Origin of the sequence: Halorhabdus rudnickae, assembly GCF_900880625.1 — an archaeon.
Lineage (GTDB): Archaea > Halobacteriota > Halobacteria > Halobacteriales > Haloarculaceae > Halorhabdus > Halorhabdus rudnickae.
Map to the genome: position 1 here is coordinate 1,374,849 of NZ_CAAHFB010000001.1, position 21,670 is coordinate 1,396,518.

Annotated in this window: 25 protein-coding genes; 18 read left to right on the forward strand and 7 right to left on the reverse strand. The window is 63.5% G+C overall.

Annotation, left to right across the window (positions count from 1 at the left end; all coding sequences use genetic code 11):
• From BN2694_RS06865 to BN2694_RS17900, 5 genes are all read left to right on the forward strand, one after another.
• Nucleotides 1-699 (forward strand): NADH-quinone oxidoreductase subunit B, encoded by a 699-nt coding sequence (locus BN2694_RS06865; protein WP_135663704.1) that lies wholly within the window; start codon nt 1-3, stop codon nt 697-699.
• Nucleotides 696-2,378, forward strand: coding sequence for an NADH-quinone oxidoreductase subunit D (locus tag BN2694_RS06870; protein ID WP_135663705.1), 1,683 nt, complete (start codon nt 696-698; stop codon nt 2,376-2,378). Before BN2694_RS06865 ends, BN2694_RS06870 begins: the two co-directional genes overlap by 4 nt.
• Entirely contained in the window at nt 2,375-3,436 is a 1,062-nt protein-coding gene (locus BN2694_RS06875; protein ID WP_394346575.1) for a complex I subunit 1/NuoH family protein, read from the forward strand. Before BN2694_RS06870 ends, BN2694_RS06875 begins: the two co-directional genes overlap by 4 nt.
• A gap of 61 nt (nt 3,437-3,497) precedes the next feature.
• Nucleotides 3,498-3,959 carry a NuoI/complex I 23 kDa subunit family protein gene (locus BN2694_RS06880; RefSeq protein WP_135663706.1) on the forward strand — a complete coding sequence of 154 codons (462 nt, stop codon included), beginning with the start codon at nt 3,498-3,500 and terminating at the stop codon, nt 3,957-3,959.
• A gap of 121 nt (nt 3,960-4,080) precedes the next feature.
• The gene (locus tag BN2694_RS17900) at nt 4,081-4,212 is read left to right on the forward strand and encodes a hypothetical protein (protein WP_280176668.1); all 132 of its coding nucleotides are present in this window, start codon (nt 4,081-4,083) and stop codon (nt 4,210-4,212) included.
• 199 nt (nt 4,213-4,411) lie between these two features.
• Here the strand turns inward: BN2694_RS17900 and BN2694_RS06885 are convergent, their stop codons facing one another.
• The 3 genes from BN2694_RS06885 to BN2694_RS06895 all read right to left on the reverse strand — a co-directional run bounded on the left by BN2694_RS06885 (nt 4,412) and on the right by BN2694_RS06895 (nt 5,658).
• Nucleotides 4,412-4,840 (reverse strand): type II toxin-antitoxin system VapC family toxin, encoded by a 429-nt coding sequence (locus tag BN2694_RS06885; protein ID WP_135663707.1) that lies wholly within the window; start codon nt 4,838-4,840, stop codon nt 4,412-4,414.
• The gene (locus tag BN2694_RS06890) at nt 4,840-5,109 is read right to left on the reverse strand and encodes an AbrB/MazE/SpoVT family DNA-binding domain-containing protein (RefSeq protein WP_135663708.1); all 270 of its coding nucleotides are present in this window, start codon (nt 5,107-5,109) and stop codon (nt 4,840-4,842) included. Before BN2694_RS06890 ends, BN2694_RS06885 begins: the two co-directional genes overlap by 1 nt.
• A 63-nt stretch (nt 5,110-5,172) precedes the next feature.
• Nucleotides 5,173-5,658, reverse strand: a complete 486-nt coding sequence (locus BN2694_RS06895) for a DUF456 domain-containing protein (protein ID WP_135663709.1) — start codon at nt 5,656-5,658, stop codon at nt 5,173-5,175.
• A gap of 154 nt (nt 5,659-5,812) precedes the next feature.
• On the opposite strand from BN2694_RS06895, the gene BN2694_RS17030 reads away from it, so the two are divergent.
• Nucleotides 5,813-5,986: a hypothetical protein gene (locus BN2694_RS17030; protein ID WP_167879975.1), complete on the forward strand. Its 174-nt coding sequence runs from the start codon at nt 5,813-5,815 to the stop codon at nt 5,984-5,986.
• A gap of 36 nt (nt 5,987-6,022) precedes the next feature.
• Here the strand turns inward: BN2694_RS17030 and BN2694_RS06900 are convergent, their stop codons facing one another.
• Nucleotides 6,023-6,718 (reverse strand): hypothetical protein, encoded by a 696-nt coding sequence (locus tag BN2694_RS06900; protein ID WP_135663710.1) that lies wholly within the window; start codon nt 6,716-6,718, stop codon nt 6,023-6,025.
• A gap of 145 nt (nt 6,719-6,863) precedes the next feature.
• On the opposite strand from BN2694_RS06900, the gene BN2694_RS06905 reads away from it, so the two are divergent.
• The 10 genes from BN2694_RS06905 (at nt 6,864) to BN2694_RS06950 (ending at nt 17,319) form a co-directional block, all read left to right on the forward strand.
• On the forward strand, nt 6,864-7,946 hold the full coding sequence (locus BN2694_RS06905; RefSeq protein WP_135663711.1) for an ABC transporter ATP-binding protein: 1,083 nt from the start codon (nt 6,864-6,866) through the stop codon (nt 7,944-7,946).
• Nucleotides 7,943-8,761 (forward strand): ABC transporter permease, encoded by an 819-nt coding sequence (locus BN2694_RS06910; RefSeq protein WP_135663712.1) that lies wholly within the window; start codon nt 7,943-7,945, stop codon nt 8,759-8,761. Before BN2694_RS06905 ends, BN2694_RS06910 begins: the two co-directional genes overlap by 4 nt.
• A 135-nt stretch (nt 8,762-8,896) precedes the next feature.
• Entirely contained in the window at nt 8,897-9,181 is a 285-nt protein-coding gene (locus tag BN2694_RS06915) for an NADH-quinone oxidoreductase subunit J (RefSeq protein ID WP_135663713.1), read from the forward strand.
• Nucleotides 9,178-9,501: a hypothetical protein gene (locus BN2694_RS06920; protein WP_210408925.1), complete on the forward strand. Its 324-nt coding sequence runs from the start codon at nt 9,178-9,180 to the stop codon at nt 9,499-9,501. The genes BN2694_RS06915 and BN2694_RS06920 overlap by 4 nt, the downstream gene beginning before the upstream one ends.
• Nucleotides 9,501-9,803: an NADH-quinone oxidoreductase subunit NuoK gene (gene nuoK, locus BN2694_RS06925; protein ID WP_135663714.1), complete on the forward strand. Its 303-nt coding sequence runs from the start codon at nt 9,501-9,503 to the stop codon at nt 9,801-9,803. The genes BN2694_RS06920 and nuoK overlap by 1 nt, the downstream gene beginning before the upstream one ends.
• Before the next feature lies 1 nt (nt 9,804).
• Complete coding sequence (gene nuoL, locus BN2694_RS06930) at nt 9,805-11,838, forward strand: NADH-quinone oxidoreductase subunit L (RefSeq protein WP_135663715.1); 2,034 nt, start codon at nt 9,805-9,807, stop codon at nt 11,836-11,838.
• The gene (locus BN2694_RS06935) at nt 11,839-13,371 is read left to right on the forward strand and encodes a complex I subunit 4 family protein (RefSeq protein WP_135663716.1); all 1,533 of its coding nucleotides are present in this window, start codon (nt 11,839-11,841) and stop codon (nt 13,369-13,371) included.
• Nucleotides 13,371-14,864 (forward strand): NADH-quinone oxidoreductase subunit N, encoded by a 1,494-nt coding sequence (locus tag BN2694_RS06940; RefSeq protein ID WP_135663717.1) that lies wholly within the window; start codon nt 13,371-13,373, stop codon nt 14,862-14,864. The genes BN2694_RS06935 and BN2694_RS06940 overlap by 1 nt, the downstream gene beginning before the upstream one ends.
• Before the next feature lie 223 nt (nt 14,865-15,087).
• Nucleotides 15,088-16,059, forward strand: coding sequence for a phosphomevalonate decarboxylase MvaD (gene mvaD, locus BN2694_RS06945; RefSeq protein ID WP_135663718.1), 972 nt, complete (start codon nt 15,088-15,090; stop codon nt 16,057-16,059).
• A gap of 117 nt (nt 16,060-16,176) precedes the next feature.
• On the forward strand, nt 16,177-17,319 hold the full coding sequence (locus BN2694_RS06950) for an NAD(P)/FAD-dependent oxidoreductase (RefSeq protein WP_135663719.1): 1,143 nt from the start codon (nt 16,177-16,179) through the stop codon (nt 17,317-17,319).
• 13 nt (nt 17,320-17,332) lie between these two features.
• Here BN2694_RS06950 and BN2694_RS06955 read toward each other — a convergent pair whose 3' ends face one another.
• The gene (locus BN2694_RS06955; RefSeq protein ID WP_135663720.1) at nt 17,333-18,412 is read right to left on the reverse strand and encodes a chemotaxis protein CheW; all 1,080 of its coding nucleotides are present in this window, start codon (nt 18,410-18,412) and stop codon (nt 17,333-17,335) included.
• Nucleotides 18,409-19,320, reverse strand: coding sequence for a ParA family protein (locus BN2694_RS06960; protein ID WP_135663721.1), 912 nt, complete (start codon nt 19,318-19,320; stop codon nt 18,409-18,411). The genes BN2694_RS06955 and BN2694_RS06960 overlap by 4 nt, the downstream gene beginning before the upstream one ends.
• Nucleotides 19,321-19,519: 199 nt before the next feature.
• Here BN2694_RS06960 and BN2694_RS06965 point away from each other — a divergent pair, with 199 nt between their 5' ends.
• Nucleotides 19,520-20,020 (forward strand): FlaD/FlaE family flagellar protein, encoded by a 501-nt coding sequence (locus BN2694_RS06965; protein ID WP_135663722.1) that lies wholly within the window; start codon nt 19,520-19,522, stop codon nt 20,018-20,020.
• 125 nt (nt 20,021-20,145) lie between these two features.
• Nucleotides 20,146-21,300 (forward strand): hypothetical protein, encoded by a 1,155-nt coding sequence (locus BN2694_RS06970; protein ID WP_135663723.1) that lies wholly within the window; start codon nt 20,146-20,148, stop codon nt 21,298-21,300.
• Nucleotides 21,301-21,474: 174 nt separating this feature from the next.
• Here the strand turns inward: BN2694_RS06970 and BN2694_RS06975 are convergent, their stop codons facing one another.
• A complete protein-coding gene (locus BN2694_RS06975; protein WP_135663724.1) occupies nt 21,475-21,669 on the reverse strand; it encodes a hypothetical protein in 195 nt (64 codons plus the stop codon).
• Nucleotide 21,670 lies beyond the last annotated feature (1 nt).

The window sequence follows — 21,670 nt, forward strand, 5'->3', positions numbered from 1 at the left end:
ATGAGTAGCGAGCATACACCGCCGGCCGACAGCATCGAGACGAAATCGACTCGTGAGGCCCGTATGGGCGAGGGGGTCGACGACCGCTTTAACTCCCGGCTTCGGGAGGCCTTTGGCTCCTCGCCGTTCATCCTCACGAAGTTCGACCAGTTCATGAACTGGGTCCGGGGCTCGTCGATGTTCATGTTGCAGTTCGGGATCGCCTGCTGCTCGATCGAGATGATGCACACCTACGCGGTCAAACACGACCTCGATCGCTTCCACGCGGGCGTCCCCCGTGCCTCGCCCCGGCAGGCGGACGTGATGATCGTCCCAGGGACGATCGTCTCGAAGTTCGCTCCGCGGATGAAGCGTGTCTACGACCAAGTGCCCGAACCGAAGTTCGTCATTGGCATGGGGTCGTGTACCATCTCCGGAGGTCCCTTCCAGGAAGGGTACAACGTCGTGAAGGGCGCCGAGGAGGTCATTCCGGTCGACATTCACGTCCCGGGCTGTCCACCCCGTCCCGAGGCGCTGGTCTACGGCGTCGCGAAACTACAAGAGCGCATCGCCAACGGCGAGTCCTCGCCTGTCGTGGTCAAGCCCTACGAACTCGAGGAGTTCGGCGATCTCGAGGAGGACGAACTCGTCGAGCACCTCGCCGATCAGATCGACGAAGACGATCTAGTGATGCGGTACAACTGGGTTGATTCGCCATGAGTTTGCAGGATCGTTCCCCCACAGAGCCCGATGTCGGCGTCGACGAGGACGGGCTGGACTACGACGAACTCGAGACACTACTGGACGGGCACGTCCTCGACCGTGAGACCCACGAAAACGCCGAGGGGTTCGTGATCCGGCCGGACGAAGTCCAGGCAGTCCTCTCGACGCTGAAGGAGGAGGCCGGCTTCGATCACTGTTCGGCGGTGACGGCCCAGGAGTACGACGATCGCTTCGAGTCGATCTACCACCTCAAGAAGTTCGAGGATCCGACCCAGGAACTCAGCGTCGTCGTCCCGACCAGCAAGGACAACCCGGTCAGCGAATCGGCTGCCTCGGTCTACGACACCGCGGACTGGCACGAGCGGGAGGCCTACGACCTCGTCGGCATAAACTACGAGGGCCACCCGGATCTGCGACGGATCCTCCTGCCCGAAACCTGGCAGGGACACCCCCTCTCGGAACGCTACAACCAGACCCAGCCACAGGTCGTCCCGCTGCGAGAACACGCTAACCCACTTGAGGAAGACCATCGCGGAGACGGCGAGGACGCGGACACGATGTTCGTCAACATCGGTCCACACCATCCGGCTACTCACGGTGTCCTGCACGTAAAGACGGTCCTGGACGGCGAGCAGATCGTCGACCTGGATCCCGACATCGGCTACCTCCATCGCTCTGAAGAGCAGATGTGCGAGCAGGGCACCTACCGCCACCAGATCATGCCCTACCCCGACCGGTGGGACTACACGCCCGGCGGATTGCTCAACGAGTGGGCCTACGCGCGGGCCGCCGAGGACCTCGCGGACATCGACGTCCCCGAGTACGCCCAGGTACTGCGGACGATGGGCGCCGAACTCACGCGGATCGCCGCGCATATGCTCGCCGTCGGGACGTTCGGCCTGGATCTGTACGGCGACTTCACGGTCATCTTCATGTACGCCATCCGCGACCGGGAAGTCGTCCAGAACCTACTGGAGGACCTGACCGGCCAGCGGCTCATGTTCAACTACTTCCGGTTAGGCGGAGTCGCCTGGGACCTGCCGGAACCCCGCGAGGAGTACCTGGATAAAGTCCGGGAGTTCACGGCAGAGATTCCGGACCGCCTTGAGGAGTATCACAACCTCATCTCGGGCAACGAGATCTTCCAGATGCGCTGCGTGGACACGGGGATCCTCCCGCCCGAGACCGCCAAATCCTACGGCGCGACGGGGCCGGTCGCCCGCGGATCAGGGATCGATTACGACCTCCGGCGGGACGACCCCTACGGTTATTACGACGAACTCGACTGGGACGTCATCACGGAGGACGGCTGTGACAACTACGCTCGACTGCTCGTCCGTCTCAAGGAAGTCGAGGAGTCGGCGAAGATCATCAGGCAGTGTGCCGACCTGCTGGAAGACTGGCCCGAAGACGACCGAACGATCCAGTCGAACGTCCCCCGGACGCTCCGACCCGACCCGGACAAAGAGATCTACCGGGCCGTCGAGGGTGCGAAAGGTGAACTCGGTATCTACATCCGCAGCGACGGCACCGACAAACCCGCGCGCTTCAAGATCCGCAGTCCCTGCTTCTCGAACCTCCAGACGCTGCCGGTCATGTCCGAAGGCGAGTACATCCCGGACATGGTCGCCTCGCTGGGGAGCCTCGACATCGTGCTCGGGGAGGTTGACCGATGATCCCGTTGCAGGCCTTCACGTTGACCGACCGCATCCTCGACCTGCTCGGCCTGGGGACCGGCAATCCCCTCGTTGTTTTCGGTATATCGATCCTCGCGGCAGGACTGGTCGGTACGTTCGTCCTGTTGAACACAGCAGTCGCCGGTCCCTACGCCAAGCGAAAGATCACTGCCGCCTTCACCGACCGGATTTCAGTCAACCGGATCGGGCCAGCCGGCATCGGGACGATCGTTGTCGACTCGGTCCGGTTGCTCTCGAAGGAACTCATCATCCCGGAGAACGCTGACCGCCCGGCCTACGATCTGGCCCCGATCGTCCTCGCGGGATCTGCGTTGCTCGGCTTCGCCGTGATCCCGATGGGCTCGGGCATCCAGGTAGCCGATCCCGAGATCGGACTGGCGTACGTCTTCGCAGTCGCCTCGATCGCCTCGCTGGGTCTGTTGATGGCGGGATACGCCTCGAACAACAAGTACTCGTTTCTGGGCGGACTGCGCGCCGTCGCCCAGAACATCGCCTACGAGATTCCCCTCGTGTTGACGGGGGCCTCGGTCGTTCTCTTTGCGGGATCGCTCCGACTCAGCGAGATCGTCGCCGCCCAGGAAGGGACGCTGTTGGCCCTCGGGCCCGTCGCGATTCCCAACTGGTTCGCGTTCGTCAACCCCTTCGCGTTCGCGCTGTTCATGGCTGCGAACCTCGCTGAAGTGGGCCGGAATCCCTTCGACATCCCCGAAGCGCCGACCGAGATCGTCGCCGGATACCAGACGGAATATTCCAGCGTCTACTTCGTGTTGTTCTACCTGGGGGAGTTCATCCATATCTTCCTCGGTGGGGCGATCATCGCCACGCTGTTCCTCGGCGGGCCGGCCGGGCCGGTCCTGCCGGGCATCGTCTGGTTCACGATCAAGATCTGGTCGGTATTCCTGTTCACCCAGTGGGCCCGCTCGGCGGTGCCCCGGGTGCGCATCGATCAACTGATCGAAATCGGCTGGAAGGGCCTGCTCGTGCTCTCGCTGCTCAACCTGGTGTTGACGGCCGTTATCGTCGGGGTGATCGCCTGATGGCACCCCCGACGGTCCCTCTCGGTTGGACGACCACCGACGCCATCAGAGGTGATACGCAATGATCGGCATTCTCAAAGGACTCGCGACGACGATGAAACACGCCCTGGACGGCAAGACCTTCACGGTGAAATATCCCGAGACTGCGCCGGAGGTCAGCCCCCGGTTCCGGGGCGTCCACAAGTACAGTCAGGAGCGGTGTATCTGGTGTCGCCAGTGTGAGAACGTCTGTCCGAACGACACCATCCAGATCGTCATGGATGACCAGCGCAACGGCGAGCAGTACAACCTCCACGTCGGCCAGTGTATCTACTGCCGGCTCTGTGAGGAAGTCTGCCCGACCGATGCCATTCTGCTGACCCAGAACTTCGAGTTCACCGGCGACACCAAGGACGATCTGGCCTACAACAAAGAACAACTCAAGAACGTCCCCTGGTACAAGGATATCGACCCGCTGGAATCGCGGGAACCGGACCGTGGTAGCTGGGTCGGCGAGGGCGAAGGCGAAGTGGATTACCAGTAGAAAGCGTACGCGGCCGAAGGCCGCGTTTCTCAGTCCCGAACGGACGTGAGGGACTGTCATTTTTGGTCCAGATTTTTGCCGCGAGAGGTTCGCGCTTCGCGCGAACCCGAGCGGGAAAAAGGTGGAGGGTGTCGACTCGCTGGAATCGCAAGAACCGGATCGCGGGGCCTGGATTGGCGAGGAGAAGGCGAAGTCGACTATCAATGGCATCCGCGGCGCGAAGCGCCGCGGTTCACTGGCACGAACGGAGTGAGTGCCAGGGGTTTTTGGCCCACGTTTTTCAAGTCGAGCGGGACCGAAGGTCCCGCTGACCATGCGAATAGCGTGGAAGCTTCGCTTCCACGTACATGCGAGCGGGCCATCGGCCCGCGAGCATACGGCGGCTTCGCCGCCGTGAGCAGAGAGAGGTTCACGCTCCGCGCGAACCCGACGCAGAAAAAGGTGGTGGCCGATCAGCTGAACGGGTCGGCCGCTGTTTCGAGACGTGTAATGTGCTCGACGACATCGAAGTCGTCATCGAAGGAGTACAGGTACTCGATCCCCTCACGTTGCATGTACGCGGCGATAGTTGCGTCTCCGAACGACAGTCCTGTGTGGGTTCCGAAGAGGTTCAAAGCGCTGGTGAAGTCCTTCTGTGCCGCGTGGAGTACCTCGAATCCAGCAGACTGGTTCAGGCGTTCGTACGTCTCTACGGCCTTTCCGTGGCGTTTCCGTGAGTGGATCCAGTTCAATGTTTCGAGCGCAACGTAGTTCGTCACCCGGCCGGTTGGGAGGTCACCACGATCCATTCCACGGACGATCTCCATGGCGACGTCGTGGTGTTCGTCGTCGGCGTCCGCCATTGCGACGAGAATACCTGTATCGACGACTGTGGCTGCCATCAGTTCGTCTCCGAAAACGCCGGTTCGTCTTCGTGACCGGCGAGATCGTGCGTTTCAGACCCGCCTCCACCCATTGATACCGGCTCGAAATCGTCGAACGCGCCGTAGCACTGTTTCACGACTTCGACGGAAAGATTTCCTTTTTCATCGGTGTCCCATCGGAGTTTGTCACCCGGTTCGATGTCGAGTCGGCGTCGGAGATCCGCCGGGATCGTGACCATACCCCGGTCGCTGACCGTGGTTTCCTCGGGGACGCTTTCGGTTGCCATACGCGATAGTACAGATGCTCGCGTTATACATGTTGCGCCACATGTGAGTGTCTTCCCGTGCCATCAGATGACGAGAACAACGAGAAACGCCACCAGCATCGACAGCGTTAGCACGAATTGCATCACGCTTGAGCCGAGCGTTCCGATCAAGGCGTACCCGGCCGCCCGCAGGCTCTCGTTGCTGGCCCGTCCCCGGTAGAGTTCGAGTGCGAACACCGTGGCGGTGATGCCGAGGACGATCCCCACCGGCCCGAGGACAAAGAACAACAGGAACCCGACGACGGCACCGGCCAGACTACTCAGTGTCGAGGCACCGCCGGCCTTGGCGGCCATCGCGCCCGCCAAGTAGTCGACAGCGACGACGACCAACCCGACGGCGACGAACCCGACGAGCACGAGCGGTCCGGGGGTCACGTAGCCCGTGCTCCACCAGTACACGACGATTCCGCCGATCGAGAGCAGGCCTGCGGGAACCATCGGAACGAAACTCCCTATGACGCCGCCGAGAAGCAACGCCAGCGCGATCAGGAGGAAGAGGGTGATTTCCATACGTCACGTCGTCGCCGGGCAGGGAAATCTCCACCGACGGGCCGTGAACGTGACGACAGTCCCGTGGTGACGTTTCGTCGCCGTGCAACAGCACCCTGTAGCAGTGTGGCACACCATGTGAGCCCTTTTCACGCTGGGACACCAACTCTCGGGTATGTCCGATCAACAATACGTCTACACAATCCACGAGACGGAGACGACCAGGGAGGCGATGGGCGACCTGGATGCGATCATCAACGAGTACGCCAGAGAGGGCTGGCAACTCACCGAGACGATCGCACGCGAAGGGACGACGGTCGGCCTCATTTTCGAACGCGGGGTTTCCTGACGACCACGACGGGATCCTGGCGGATCGACTCGCGTGTCACTCCTGTTGTACCACCATCCGCTGGACTTCGACGGGGTACGTGTGGGTAAGCGAGTGCTCGCCGATGTCGATCGTCATAGTCACGTTCGTCGGCGTGACTGTCTGTACCCGGTCGAACGTCACGTCCGGGCTCGCGAGTATCTCGCCGTCCCGGGACAACAGCGTCCGGGTCGCCACGGTGACCCTTGTCCCGTTGTCCGTCGCGGAGACGCCGGTCGAGAGACTGTGAGTGCCCTCGAGTCGGGACGTGACCCGCTCGTGGACGGCGTCCGCGCCGGCGTAGGGCGCTTGCACCGCCAGCCACTCCTCGACGGGGACGAACTCGTAGACCGGCTCACGATCGGGCGTCTCCGTCCCGTTGGGGACCTCCTCGTGGTTGGTATGGCGGTAGGCAGCCACATACCGGATCGTGTCGTTGTCGGGGTAGTACGTAATCTCGCTCCGGTCGAGCGTGTCGTTCGTCGCAATCGGGTCGGCCAGACCGGGACCGGATCTAGAGTCGTTCAAATCGATCGCGGTTTCGCGTGGGCCGTCGTCGCTATCCGAGTCCGTGTCGTCTGGGGCTTGCTGTGCGAGATCGTCGGTCGCCGTCGGTGTGCCCTCACCGGCGCTTCCGATCGGACCGAGACAGCCCCCAACGACGAGGACAGTGAAGAGTGCGAGTGGAAGGACGTGTTTACGCTCGAACGCCATATATGCACTGAGAGCGATTTCGGAAAATACGTTCTGGAGAGCCAAGTCGTTGTTTGACCATCCACGGAGCGACGATCACGCAAACGCCTCGCCGAGATGTGAGATACATTTACCAGGACCGCTGGACAAAGCCGAAACGGAATCGATGACTGGTCCCCCACAACAAGCGAGCCAGCACTCCTCTCGGGATCGTCGCTCCGGTAGTCGACCGACCCAACAGCCCCGGAGCGATGCCGAAACGCCGGCCCTTTCGGTCCAGGGACTCTCGAAGTCCTTCGGGAGCGGCGCGGACGCGGTTACCGCAGTCGAGGACGTCTCGTTCACCGTCGAGTCCGGAGACGTAGTCGGGTTGCTCGGTCCGAACGGTGCCGGGAAGACGACGACGATCAAGTCGATTTTGGGGCTCGTTCGACCTGACGCTGGTGCTGTTCGAGTCAACGGGATCGACGTCGACGAGCATCCGCGGCGTGCCTACGAGCACGTCGATGCGATGCTAGAGGGGGCACGTAACGACTACTGGCGACTCACCGTCCGTGAGAACCTTCGATACTTTGCCGCCATTCGTGGCCACGATCCAAATGCCTTGACGGAGCGCCACACCGAGCTGCTGGACGCCTTGGAGATCGCATCGAAAGCAGATACACAGGTCAGGGATCTCTCCCGGGGCATGAAACAGAAGGTTTCGCTGGCGAGTGTCCTCGCTAGTGACGTCTCGGTTGCGTTTCTCGACGAGCCGACGCTTGGGTTAGATGTCGAGAGTTCCATGACGATTCGGCAGGAACTGGTCCGTCTCGCTGGGGAACACGACCTGACGCTACTGGTTTCAAGCCACGATATGGACGTTATCGAGGCGGTCTGTGATCGTGTGATCATCATGAACGGGGGGCGCGTCATCGTCGACGATACAGTCCCGAACTTGCTCGATGGCTTCGAAACCACAGGGTATCGGATCAGGCTTCGTCATATCGAGGATTCACTGGTCGAGGCGCTCCGCTCGGAGTTCGACCTCACGAGCGTCGAACAGCGGGGCGATCAGGTTACTTTCGAAGTCGCGGCGGACTCGGATCGGTTCTATCGGCTGATGGAACGATTGCAGGCAAATGACGTGGTACTCGCTGGCGTCGAAACGGTGCAGCCCGACCTCGATGACGTCTTCCTCGAGATCACGAGCGACGATGACGGGACGAGTTCGTCGCCACCTGCCGTCGATCGGGGGCCCAATCCATGACAACTGCCGAACGTGACGGTCGAGAGGGTGGTCAGTCGTCCGCTGGTGGGTACTATCACCTGATGCGGGCCGTGATCTATCGGGATTTGTTGATCTGGCTCCGATACCCGGTCAATGCTGTTCTCGGGCTCGTGATGGGCGTGTTCTTCTTCGCGCTGATGTTCTACGGCGGGCAGATGATCGCCGGACAGGCCCTGACTGATACGATCGAGGGGCTGATCGTGGGCTATTTCCTCTGGACACTCTCACAAGGTGCCTACATGGGCGCGATGAGTGCCGTCCAGTCCGAAGCGAGTTGGGGAACCCTCGAGCGTCACTATATCACACCCTTTGGCTTCGGCCCGGTGATGGCGGCCAAGGCGGTCGCCGTCGTGTTCCGAACGTTCCTCACGTCGTCGGTGATCCTCGCGTCGATGCTGTTGATATCCGGGACGGGCCTGGATGTGAACGTCCTGACGGTGGTCGTGATCGCCGGGTGTGGGATCGCGTCTGTCCTGGGGATCGGCCTGGCGATGGGCGGGCTAGGCGTGCTGTATAAGCGCATCGGGAACGTTACGACTCTCCTGCAGTTCGCATTCATTGGACTGATCTCGGCCCCGGTGTTCGAAATATCCTGGGCCGCGTTTCTCCCGCTCGCACAATCGAGTACGATGCTCCAGCAAGCGATGACCGATAACGTCCGTCTCTGGGAGTTTGAACCGGTCGCCCTGCTGATTCTGTTCGGCACGGCAATCGGCTACCTCGCGCTTGGCTATCTCGGATTTGTCCTGACGACCCGACGGGCGCGCCGTCTGGGGGTTCTCGGGGACTATTGAACAGGTGCCCCCGGCGGGTTGGGACGGAGATTCGGCCGTATCACGGGCCAGCACGCCAGAAGCCGGCCTCATTTGCCGGATTATTTACGGGATAAAGAAATCTTCAAAGGGCGGGCGGGCGCAAAGAGACCTAGCATGGGAGTACTCGAGACAGTCACGTTTGGGCTTTTTGCGCTGACGACCGTCGGGGCAAGCCTCGGCGTCGTCCTCGCCCGGGACGTCTGGCACTCGGCGCTGTTGCTCGGCGTGGCGCTGCTCAGTGTTGCCGTCCACTACGTCATGGCCCAGGCGCCGTTCGTCGCGGCGATGCAGGTCCTGGTGTACGTCGGCGGCGTCCTCATCCTGATAACCTTCGCCGTCATGTTGACGCGAGGGAGTGATGACGATCCGGAGATGGATCAACGTGGGGTGAGACAGTGAGCCGCCCGCGGATGGTCCGTGATCTGAACCCGGTGGGCGCGGTGGCCGCGCTCGCGTTGTTCGGCGTTCTCGCGGCAGTGTTCGTCAGCGCGACGTTCCCCGACGCGGCCGGCTTCGAGGCCGGGGTCAGCATCACGGCGGGGATCGGCTACGCGCTGTTCGACATGGCCGGGCAGTCCCCGATCGTGACTGAGGGCTTTCTCGTCTCGTTCGTCCTGATCGCGATCGCACTGGACGCCGCCCTCGACGGCGCGATCCTGCTGGCCCGTCGGGAGGATGGCTCGGTGCTGGATCGCGTCCGTGAGGGGGGTGAGAAGTGATGGTCGGCATCCTCGGCTATCTCCTGCTGTCGGCGGCCGTTTTCGCCATCGGTGTCTTTGGCATCTTGACCCGCAAGAACGCCCTCATGTTCTTGATGTCGGTCGAACTGATGCTCAACGCCGCGAACATCAACTTCGTCGCGTTCTCGTTGCATTACGGCAATCTCACCGGACAGGTCTTTGCCCTGTTCGTGATGGCACTGGCAGCCGCCGAGGTGGCGATCGGATTGGGGATCATCCTTGTCTTGGACCGGAACTTCGGTGGCATCGACGTGACGGTGCCGACGACGATGCGGAGGTAATATGACAGGAGCATTCGATCTCGCGCCGGCGATCGCACTGTTACCGCTTGCAGCGTTCGTGGTTGCGCTGTTTGGCGGGAACTACCTCCCGAAACGTGGCGCCCTGGCCGGCATCACCGCCCTGGCCGGCTCGCTCGTTCTCTCGATTTGGGCGCTGGTGACCGTCGCGGGTGGGGAGACGTATCACGCCGATCTCTATACCTTCGTCACGGGACAGGACACACTCTCGCTACATCTGGGCATTCTCATCGACCCGCTGTCAGCGTTGATGCTCGTGATCGTCTCGCTGATCGCCCTGCTGGTCTTTGTCTTCTCGCTGGGGTACATGAACGACGAGGGCGAGACCGGGCTCCCGCGGTACTACGCCGAACTCGGCCTGTTCTCCTTTAGCATGCTCGCGTTCGTCTTCGCGGACAACCTCCTGATGGCGTTCATGTTCTTCGAGCTGGTCGGTCTCTGTTCGTATCTGCTGATCGGCTTCTGGTTCCGCGAGGAAGGGCCATCCTCCGCGGCGAAGAAAGCCTTCCTCGTCACCCGTTTCGGGGACTACTTCTTCCTCGTCGGGACTGTCGGGATCTTCGCGACCTTCGGTACCGGCCTCTTCGCCGGGGCCGAGAGCTTCCCGCACATGGCCGAGCAAGCCCTGGCAGGCGAGCACAGCGTGACGACGTACTTCGGCCTGGGTGAACAGGCCTGGTTCACGGTGCTCGGATTGCTCGTGTTGGGCGGCGTGATCGGCAAGTCCGCCCAGTTCCCCTTACACACGTGGCTGCCCGACGCGATGGAAGGTCCGACCCCCGTCTCGGCGCTCATCCACGCCGCGACGATGGTCGCCGCCGGGGTTTACCTCGTCGCGCGGATGTACGGCTTCTACCTGCTCAGCCCAACGGCGCTGGGCGTGATCGCGCTGGTCGGCGGCTTCACCGCGCTGTTTGCGGCGTCGATGGCGCTGGTCAAACAGGAACTCAAGCAGGTGCTGGCGTACTCGACGATCAGCCAGTACGGCTACATGATGCTCGCGCTGGGTGGCGGCGGATACGTCGCTGCGGTCTTCCACCTCACGACACACGCGATCTTCAAGGCCCTGCTGTTCCTGGGGGCCGGTGCAGTCATCATCGCCATGCATCACAACGAGAACATGTGGGACATGGGTGGGCTGAAAGACCGGATGCCCGTCACCTACTATGCGTTCCTCTCGGGCTCGCTCGCGCTGGCGGGCATCTTCCCCTTCGCCGGCTTCTGGTCGAAAGACGAGGTGCTCTACGAGACCCTGATCCACGGGCTGGGCGGCTCGCCGCTGTTGCTCGCTGGCTACGCGATGGGTCTGCTCGCCGTCGCCTTCACCGGCTTCTACACCTTCCGGATGGTCTTTCTCACCTTCCACGGTGAACCCCGGACCGAAACCGCCGAGGACCCCCACGGCGTCCGCTGGAACGTCAAGCTCCCGCTCGCTGTGCTTGGAATCCTGGCGGCTGTCGCGGGCGTGATCAACCTCGCACCGGTCGAGAAGGTCACGGGCATCCACCTGACGTTCCTGCACGACTGGCTGGACATGGCCCCCGATTCGTTCGGAACGTCCGTCCACCACTACGGAGACCTCCTCCATCACTACGCGGGCTACACGGCCACGAATCCCCTGGGAGAAACCGGAACTGTCCTCGCGGGCGCCGCGGTCTCGCTCGGATTGGCCTTGCTCGGCGCCGGGATCGCTTACCGTCTGTACGCCGTCCCGGACCCCGAGGAACACACGGACAAACTCGGCTCGCTGAAGACGTTGCTCATGAACAACTACTACCAGGACGAGTATCAGGTCTGGCTCGCACGTGACGTGACGCTCCCGCTTTCGCGGGCGGCGGACACGTTCGATCAGAGCGTTATCGACGGCATCGTCGACGCGGTCAGCAGCGTGAGTCTCTTCGGCGGCGAACGCATCCGCCGGATCCAGACGGGGCTCGTGACTCACTACGCGACGCTGATCACCCTCTCGCTGGTCGCGTTGCTGGTCGCCTTCGGACTCCTCGAGGGGTGGTTCTGAATGCTACTGGAAGCACTCCTCGCAAGTGTTCTGGTCGGTTCCGGGATCGTCGCGCTAGCGCCGAATCGCTACGCCGGGAAACTCGCCGCTCTCCTCAGTCTCGTGCCACTCCTTGGGAGTCTCTACCTGTGGTCGGCCTTCGACGGGGTCGCCAATGCGTTGCTCTCGGGTGGCGAACCAGCCTTCGAGACCACGATGGGATGGATCGATCTGGCGGGCTATCAGCTACAGTGGCACGTCGGCCTGGACGGCGTGAGCATGCCGCTGGTAATCCTGACGACGATTCTGACCACGGCGGCGATCGTCTCGGCCTGGACGCCGATCGACGAGCGTCAGTCGCAGTTTTACGCACTCGTGCTCTTGCTCGAGGCGGGACTGCTCGGCGTGTTCGGGGCGCTTGACTTCTTCCTGTGGTTCGTCTTCTGGGAAGTCGTCCTCGTCCCGATGTACTTCCTGATCGCCATCTGGGGCGGTCCGCGCCGGAAGTACGCCGCGATCAAGTTCTTCGTCTACACCAACGTCGCCAGCCTGGCGATGTTCATCGGCTTCATCGCGCTGGTCTTCGGGCTGGGCGATAGCGTCACGACGCTGGGCCTCCCGGAGATCGCCCAGGCACTCAACGCCGGTGCACTCGGCGAGTTCGCGGGTCTCGGGCCGGGCGCGTTGAAGGGCGCGGCCTTCATCGCCATGTTCGCCGGTTTCGCAGTGAAGGTCCCGATGGTGCCGTTTCACACCTGGCTGCCGGACGCCCACGTCGAGGCGCCGACGCCGGTGTCGGTCCTGTTGGCGGGGGTCCTCCTGAAGATGGGGACCTACGCACTGCTGCGATTCAACTTCACCATGCTGCCAGAGGTCGCGAAAGCCAACGCAGAGATCATCGCGATCTTCGCGGTGGTGAGCGTGATTTACGGCGCGCTGCTCGCGCTGGCCCAGCGCGATCTCAAGCGGATCGTCGCGTACTCCTCGATCTCGTCGATGGGGTACGTCCTGCTGGGATTGATCGCCTACACCGTCCACGGGCTGGGCGGGGCGACCTTCCAGATGGTCAGCCACGGGTTCATCTCGGGGCTGATGTTCATGGTCGTCGGCGTGATCTACAACCAGACCCACACGCGGATGGTCGGGGACATGTCCGGACTCGCGGATCGAATGCCCGTGGCGGCCGGTATCTTCGTCGCCGCCGCGTTCGGGTACATGGGCCTGCCCCTCATGAGCGGGTTCGCCGCCGAGGTGCTGATCTTCCTCGGGGCGTTCCCCTCGACGGTGCTGCCGGGTGCGCCGATCTTCACCGCTCTCGCGATGTTCGGGATCGTGATCGTGGCGGGCTACCTGCTTCTCGCGATGCAGCGGACGCTGTTCGGACCGTTCTCCCTGGAGACCGACTATGAACTCGGGCGGGCGCCCGTCCACGACGTGGCGCCGCTCGTGGTCCTGTTGGCCTGCGTGATCGCCCTGGGGGTCGCTCCTGACCTCTTCTACGGGATGATCCAAGACGCGATTGGTCCGATCCTCGAACTCGGAGGTGGTGTCTAATGGCTGTGATCGATCTCCCGACCTGGGCCGCGCTGGCACCCGCTCTCGTGTTGGGGGCGACGGCGCTGGCTCTGTTCGTGATCGACAGTATCGAACCGGAACCCGACACGACGAGTCCGGCGTTGCTGACCGGCGTCGGCCTGCTCGGGGCGCTTTCCGCCCTCGGGTTCAACGTCTGGTACCTGCTTGCGGGAACGGGTCAGACTACGCCGATCGACCTGTTTGGCGGCCAGTTGCTGGTCGACGGCATGACGCTGGTGCTCGGGACGATTGTCGCCAGCGTCCTCGCCTTGGTCGTGCTCGCGAGCTACGACTACATCGACGGCGAGCCCTACCAGGCGGAGTACTTCTCGTTGCTCTTCCTTGCGGCGACCGGCATGACGCTGCTTGGCTCGGTCGATAGCTTCGCGACGGCCTTCATCGCGCTGGAGCTGTCGAGTCTGCCCTCCTACGCGTTGGTCGCCTACCTCAAGGACAACCGCGGCAGCGTCGAGGGCGGACTGAAGTACTTCCTCGTCGGGGCGCTCTCGTCAGCGATCTTCGCCTACGGGATCAGTCTGGTATACGGCGCGACCGGGTCACTGCAGTTCGACGCCGTCGCAGGCGCGGTCGATCCGACCGCACTGCCGGGGATTCTCGGCGTCGGAATCGTGATGGTCGTCGGTGGCGTCGCGTTCAAGACCGCCAGCGTCCCGTTCCACTTCTGGGCGCCCGAGGCCTACGAGGGCGCGCCGACGCCCATCTCGGCGTTCATCTCCTCGGCGTCGAAGGCCGCCGGATTCGTCCTGGCCTTCCGGATCTTCACGACTGCGTTCCCGCTGGAGGCCGTCGCGAGTACCATCGACTGGCTCGTCCTATTCCAGGTGCTTGCGGTCGCCACGATGATCCTGGGTAACTTCGCGGCCGCCACCCAGGAGTCGGTCAAGCGCATGCTCGCCTACTCGTCGGTCGGCCACGCCGGGTACGTCCTGATCGCGCTGGCGGCACTGACGCCGACGGCCAACGCCGACCTCGTGCTCGGGGCTGGCATGCTACACCTGCTGGTCTACGGCTTCATGAACACCGGCGCGTTCCTGTTCGTCGCCCTGGCGGAGTACTGGGACGTCGGCCGAACGTTCGAGGACTACGCCGGACTGGCCACGGAAGCACCGGTCGCCTCGGTGGCGATGACGGTGTTCCTGTTCAGCCTCGCCGGCCTGCCCGTCGGGGCAGGCTTCCTCTCGAAGTACGTCCTCTTTGGCGCCGCGGTCGGGGCCGGCCTGTGGTGGCTGGCCGCGGTCGGGGCGATCGCCAGCGCCCTCTCGCTGTTCTACTACTCGCGGGTCGTCAAGGCGCTGTGGGTCGAGGAACCGACCCAGGAGTTCGAGATCGAGTCCTATCCTGTCGGGCTCTATGTGGCCATCGTCGTCGCGGCGGTCGTCACGGTCCTATTGCTTCCGGCCTTCGGGCTCGCAAGCGACCAAGCGATCGCCGCTGCGGGCGCGCTGGTGTAGGGCCGACCGGATAGAACCTGCAAACCGTCATCCGCGGCACTCCACGTTCGCTGTCGGCTCCGTCGGGACGGTCGTCGAGTGGTGCTCGGCGGATCGTCGTTTGATTTCCGAGTGGAGATCGCGCTGTTCACGCAACGAATCCGAACCGGCCCCGTCGCTTTCGGAGGGCCGGACGGGTTTCCGATTACGCGGTATCTAAGTGCCGGCAGGAACACAAGCGGGTATGAAAGCGACAGCGACGGCCCACCCGATCCAGGGACTGGTGAAGTACCACGGGATACGCGATCCCGACCTGCGGACGCCGTATCACGATTCGATCAGTCTCTGTACTGCACCGAGTAACTCCACGACGACCGTCGCCTTCGAACCCGATCGCAACGAGGACACCTACGTCATCGACGGCGACCGCGTCGACGGGCGTGGCGCCGAACGCATCCGGACCGTCGTCGATCACGTCCGCGAGCGGGCCGGGATCGATCACGCCGTCCGGATGGAAAGCGAGAACAATTTCCCGACGAACGTGGGGTTTGGCTCCTCGGCGTCGGGCTTTGCCGCACTGGCGACCGCCCTGGTCGAAGCCACCGACCTTGAGCTCACGCACCCTGAAATTTCGACGATCGCTCGTCGGGGATCGACGTCCGCGGCGCGGGCGGTCACGGGCGGGTTCTCTGATCTCCGAGCGGGCAGCAACGATGCCGACTGTCGCTCGGAACGGCTCGATGTCGACTTCGAGGACGACGTGCGGATCGTCGGCGCAGTGATCCCCGCATACAAGGAGACCGAGGCGGCCCACGCAGAGGCTGAAGACAGCCACATGTTCCAGGGCCGACTCGCTCACGTTCACGAACAGCTCGCGGACATGCGCGACGCGCTCGGCCGCGGCGACTTCGAGCGGACCTTCGAGATCGCCGAGCACGATACGCTCTCGCTGGCGGCGACGACGATGACCGGCCCGAGCGGGTGGGTATACTGGCAGCCCGAGAGTCTGGCGGTCTTCGAAACCGTGCGGAACCTTCGCTCGGACGGCGTCCCGGTCTACTTCTCGGGCGACACCGGCGCGAGTATCTACATCAACACCACAGCCGAGCACGTCGATCAGGTGGAGTCGACAATCAGCGACCTCGGGATCGAGACGCGTGTCTGGCGCGTCGGCGGGCCCGCACGCGTCCGCAATGCCGACGCAGCGCTGTTCTGAGGGTCACCACGGACGCTTGAGTCGATTCATTCCCACGAAGCGCTGTTTCGGCGGGTTTGGTGGGGACCCGACGAAACGGGTCCGTGCCTTTAGGCTACTGGCGTGCCAATCAAGCCCATGCGTGTCGCCATCTTCGGCGGAGGGTATGCCGGCGTCAGTGTCACCCGTCGGCTGGAACGATCGCTGTCGTCCGACGACGAGTTGCTCGTCGTCGACGAATCGGGGACTCACATCGTCCGTCACCTGCTCCATCGGTCGATCCGCCGTCCCGAGGTCCTGGGGGACCTCACGCTGTCGCTGGAGGAACTGTTCGATCGGGCGACCGTCCGAGAGGCCCGAGTCACCGACCTCGATGCCGAGACCGGTGTGGCGACGCTGGCCGACGGCGAGACGATCGAGTACGATGTCGGGGCCGTGTGTATCGGTTCCGAACCGGCGTTTTACGGACTCGACGGCGTCGCCGACCACGCCGTCACACTCCACCGGCCCGGCGACCCACAGACAGTCAGATCGGCGTTCCTCGAGTCGCTGTCGGACGACGGACGGGTAGTGGTCGGAGGCGGCGGACTCACAGGTGTCCAGGTAGCGGGCGAACTCGCCGCGCTGGCTGGGGAACGTGGCGCTGCCGACCGTCTCGACATCCGGCTTCTCGAAGAGGCTGATTCGGTCCCGCCAGGCTACGACGATCGTCTCCAGGACGCCGTCCGCAAAGCGCTCGTCTCGGCCGGCGTCACCGTCGAGACCGGCGTCACGATCACCGGGGCAAGTGCAGACCGGATACAGGTCGCCGAGGGCGGCTCGATCGAGTACGACTGTTTCGTCTGGACCGGCGGGATCACGGGTTCGAGCGCGCTCGGTGACGAACGGCCCGACGTGCGAGCGAACCTACGGGTGGGAGAACGCACGTTCGCGCTGGGTGACGCAGTGCGGGTGATCGACGCCGACGGACGCGTCGTGCCGGCGACCGCCCAGGCGGCGACCGGACAGGCTTCGGTTGCGGCCCGGAACGTGGCGACGATTCTCGAGCACCGCCGTTCGGGCAATGCGGACTTCGAGCCACGGCTAGAGCGCTATCGCTACGACGAGTCGGGATGGACGATTAGCGTCGGCGACGACGCCGTCGCCAAAGTGGGGCCGAAAGTACTGACCGGGACGGCGGCAGTCGGGATGAAGACACTCGTCGGCGCCGAACACCTCTCGCGTATCGGTGCCGTCCGTGAGGCCGTCGAACACGTCAAAGAGGCCCTCACAGAAGCGTAACCGACGAGGGACGCTACGCGTCTCCGTCGACGTCGAGTGCGAGTTCCGGCGTCGTCCAGATGACGAACTCGTCGTCGCGCTCGATGACGCCGTTGATGTACGGTTCCTGAATCGGTGACTCCTTGACCTCGCTCTCGGCGATCGGCGTCACCTGGTTGACCTCGTCGACGAGCCAGCCGATTGCGCCGTGATCGTCGAAGGTCTCCGCGTCGAAGACGACGATGAGTTGATCGTCGTCTGTGCGTTCCATCCCGATCGACGTCTTGGGATCGAGGATCGTCGTGATCTGCCCGCGAAGGTCGACCACGCCGCTGACGTAGTCCGGGGTGTTGGGGACGCGGGTAACTGTTTCCTCGCGGACGATCTCCTCGACGTACTCGATATCCAGACAGTAGAGTTCCTCACCCAGACGGAACTCCAGAACGCGAGTCTCCGCTTCAGTGGATTGGTCGACCTCCGCGTCCGCGACCGTCGCTCCGGCCGGTGTGGCTGTCTCTTCCTGTGAATCCGCGGGTGAGTCGGCCGTAGTCGTGGCGGATGCCGTCTCTGCAGCCGCGCTGTCGGCCTCCGCCGAGACATCGCCATCCCCCTCGAACTCGCTCGCAGCCGCGGCGGCCGCCTGGGCAGCGGCGAGGGCGCTGTCCTCCACGCCGTCGCCATCCGACGGGGCTACCGTCTCCGAGGGTTCGGCGTCATCATCCAGCTCCGAGTCGCCCTCCCCGGGTGCCGGTGTCCCTTGACCGGCATCTTCGGCCTCCTCACTGGTCGCGCTGTCCGGTTCGCCAGCAGCCGTCTCTCCGTCGCCGTCGTCACTGCCCTCACTCGCGTTGGTCTGTCGATCGTCTGGGTCGCGCTCGGCGGCCTCGTCGCTTGCGCTGGACGCACCAGCGTCGTCGCTCTGGACCGGCCCGTCGCCACCGTCCGCGGACGGTTCGCTCCCGTCGGAAACAGTCGCATCGGCGGAGTTACTCTCCTCGTCAGGGGCGCCGTCGGACGCGTCACGATCGTCCCCATTCCCGCGACCGCGCGTTCCCTCCCGTAAGTCTCGGATTCGGCGCGCACGATCCATCCGTTCGTCCTCGTCGTCGCTCATGCTGTCACCTCAGGGGCAGTCGTCTCGAAGTGTGTCTCGAAGTGCTCGGCGATGCTGAGAAAGACGTCTTCCATGTCCACGCGTTTCTCGTAGGCGAAGATAGATGTACCGGCCGAGAAAGCCCGCTGGAGGGCAACGCGCTTGCGCACTTCCCAGACAGGGTAGTCGGCGAACACCTCCTCGAGCCACGAAAGCATCGTGGCGTCCTCGTTGGTCTGTTCGACCCGGTTTGCCACCACACCCACGGTGTCGACGGTGATGTCGAGTTGCCCCTCCAGGGCGGCGATCTGATCGATCAACAGTTCGATCGCCCGCTCGGAGGTCGCCTCCGTCAACGCTGGCACGAGAACGTTCTGAGCCGCAAAAATGGCTGTGTCGGTGAGTTTCCCGTAAAACGGGGGCGAGTCGATTATCACGAAGTCGTACTCGCCATCGAGTTCAGCCAGCGCCAGCGCGAGAGTATCAAGCGCGTGCTCGCCGGTAACCCCGTCGGGAGTGACGTTGATCGCCAGGTCGCCCAACGCGTCAGGATCGACGGCCACCGAGTCGTCGGTCTTCGTCCAGGCCAGCAAGTCGGCGATCGTCAGTTCGTGTTCGGCCTGCAGCAGGTCGATAGAACTCGGCAGAACGTCCATCTCCTCGTGTTCGACGATCAGATCACCGACGTTCGCCCGGGCCTGGTGATCGGTCAACACGTCGAACAGCGTCGGCGGCTCGGCGTCGTAGGCGTCGAGAAGACCGAGCCCTTCCGTCGCGTTGCCCTGCGGATCCACGTCGACGAACAGGACATCGTGTCCCCGTTCGTTGAGCGCCCCCGCGACGTTGATCGCGATGGTCGTCTTGCCCGTTCCGCCCTTCGCGTTGGTCACACAAACCGTGGGCGGACGGGCCGCTGTCTCGCTGTTCATTCTCGGATGGGCGAACATCGGGTTCGACAACTAATAAAAATACGCTCGCGGGTATCAAATGCTGAAATCGGGTGACGTCGGTGCGGTGGCCGGGAAACGGACAGCGGCCGGATTCGACGGCTTCGGGCCGTCAGACGTGCGTCCGACCGTACTGCAACATTTAACATAGAGTGGCCGTAACGTTTCGGTAGGGACGACTATGACGATCAATCCGAAGGATTACGACCTCGACGAACTCCGGAAGATGGCCCGCGAGCGCGGCGGCGCCACGATCCCGGTCGGCGACGAGGACGTCGAGGCGGAGACGCCGACGTCCGGGCTGGAAACCGGGGGTCTCGGCGGCGACATCCTCGGCGACGATGGGTACCGGTCCCAGCTCTACCGGCAGTTGCTTCCCATGGAGAGCATGGTCGGTGGCGAACTGGAGAAGCCGTACCTGCGTGGGCTCCCAGAGAGCTATGCTGGCGAACTCGTCGTCTTCGAGTGGCTGGCCTTCCTGCTGGAGACGGCCGGGTTCCGTGGGGCCAACGAGGCCATCGACTACTACGCCGATGTCGGCTGGATCACCGACGACGTCAGCGACGACCTGGAGGACTACTTGCTCGGCCTCGACGAGAAAGCAGGAGACGGCGAGGATCTCTCGATCGACGACCATCTGTTGAGCCTGGTCCACATCGCGAAACTCACGTCGATGCAGTGACTGGGACGTCGAACCGCCCAGCCCGTCAACGAACCGTGGTCGGCCAGCCCGTCGAGGTCCGCCGATATCAGGACTGAATTTTCGACACGTAGTTATATACTGCCGCGGAGACAAGCCGCCACCGTATGAGTGTCGACGACGCTGAAACAGACGACGAGCGTGACCCAGCGGACGAGGAGGAAGCGGCCACGGCCGAAGAGTCTGCCGAGGAACCCAACGACACCGAGGCCGATAGCGAGGCGGACACGGAACCGTCCGGGGATCCGATCCCGGTCGGCGTCAAGCTCGGCTCGACCAGGACCGTCCTGGCGATGCCGGGCGCGGACGGCGACCTGGAGACCGTCCGGACGCTGACCTGTCTGGCGACCTACGAGGACGCGATCAGCGGCGAGGAGCAGGTTATCTTTGGTGAAGACGCCGCTGAACAGTACCCTGACCGCGTTCAGTTCACGCTGCGCTCGGGCCTCCCCGAGGACGAGGCGGGTGCAGATCTCACCCGTCGGTTCTTCCAGTCGGTCATCGAGGCCAACGATGTGCCCGCGAACAGCGGCGTCGTCTACGCCATCCCGACCATCGAGAACGAGCGGGGGCTGGCCAACCTCCAGTCGGTCGTCGAGGAAAGCGGGATCGGCGAGGACTTCATCCAGAGCTATCCCGAATCGCTGTGTGGTGCGATCCCCGCGTTCGGCGACGACCTCGAGGCCATCAACGAGATTTTCCTCGCGGTAAACATGGGCTCGACCAACCTCGAGGCCTCCGCGTACCGCCGTGGCGAACAACTCGCACCCTTCACGACTGGTGCCGTTACGGGCAACGAGATCGACCGACGGATCGCAAACTACGTCGAGGCCGAAACGCAGGGGCGAGTCAACATCGACGCCCAGACGGCCCGCGAGTACAAGGAACAACACGCTGATTTCCAGAACTTCGAGCCGTTTACGGACGTGATCCAGCAGCCCGGCGGCGGCGCCCACGAGTTCACGATCGAACGCTCCGTTATGGACGCCGTCGACGAGTACGTCGACGAGGTCGTCGAAGAGTTCGCCAACACGTTCCTGCCCGAACTCGCCAACGACCACATGAAGGTCTACCAACTCGCCCTGGACCAACCGATCGTGCTCACCGGCGGCATGGCCTGCATCCCGGGCATCGTCGACGAGTTTTCCGAGCGAGCCAGCGAGGCACTCAACCGTGACGTCGAAGCGATCGCCCCGCCGGAACCGGATCTGGCCGCGACGATCGGTGCCCAACGCATCGCCGCAAGATCGACCGAGAACTGAGACGGATCTCCGACTGGTTTTCAGCCCCCGCAGGCGGTCGTGCGATCACTGTGATCTTACCATTATATCTCTACGCTCGTGACCACAAGATAGATCTTCCCTCTCCCATGCAGGGAACCGCCTCGGGGTCAAGCCCCGAGGCACTCGGCCTGCTCCGCCTGTAGAGCGTCCGTTCTATCGCCGGTCGGCCCCGTCCGTCCAGCACGAAAGCCACTGTTCGATCCGTGGCTGATCGTCAAGCCCGTCGTCTGGATGTGGCCGGTCAAGTGAACGACAGTCGGCCGCCGAGTCGGTCCGGAACGCCCCGTCCGACCGGGGTGTCCGTCCGGGGCCCAGTTCCGTCGGGAGCGACAGTACGAGCCGTGGCATT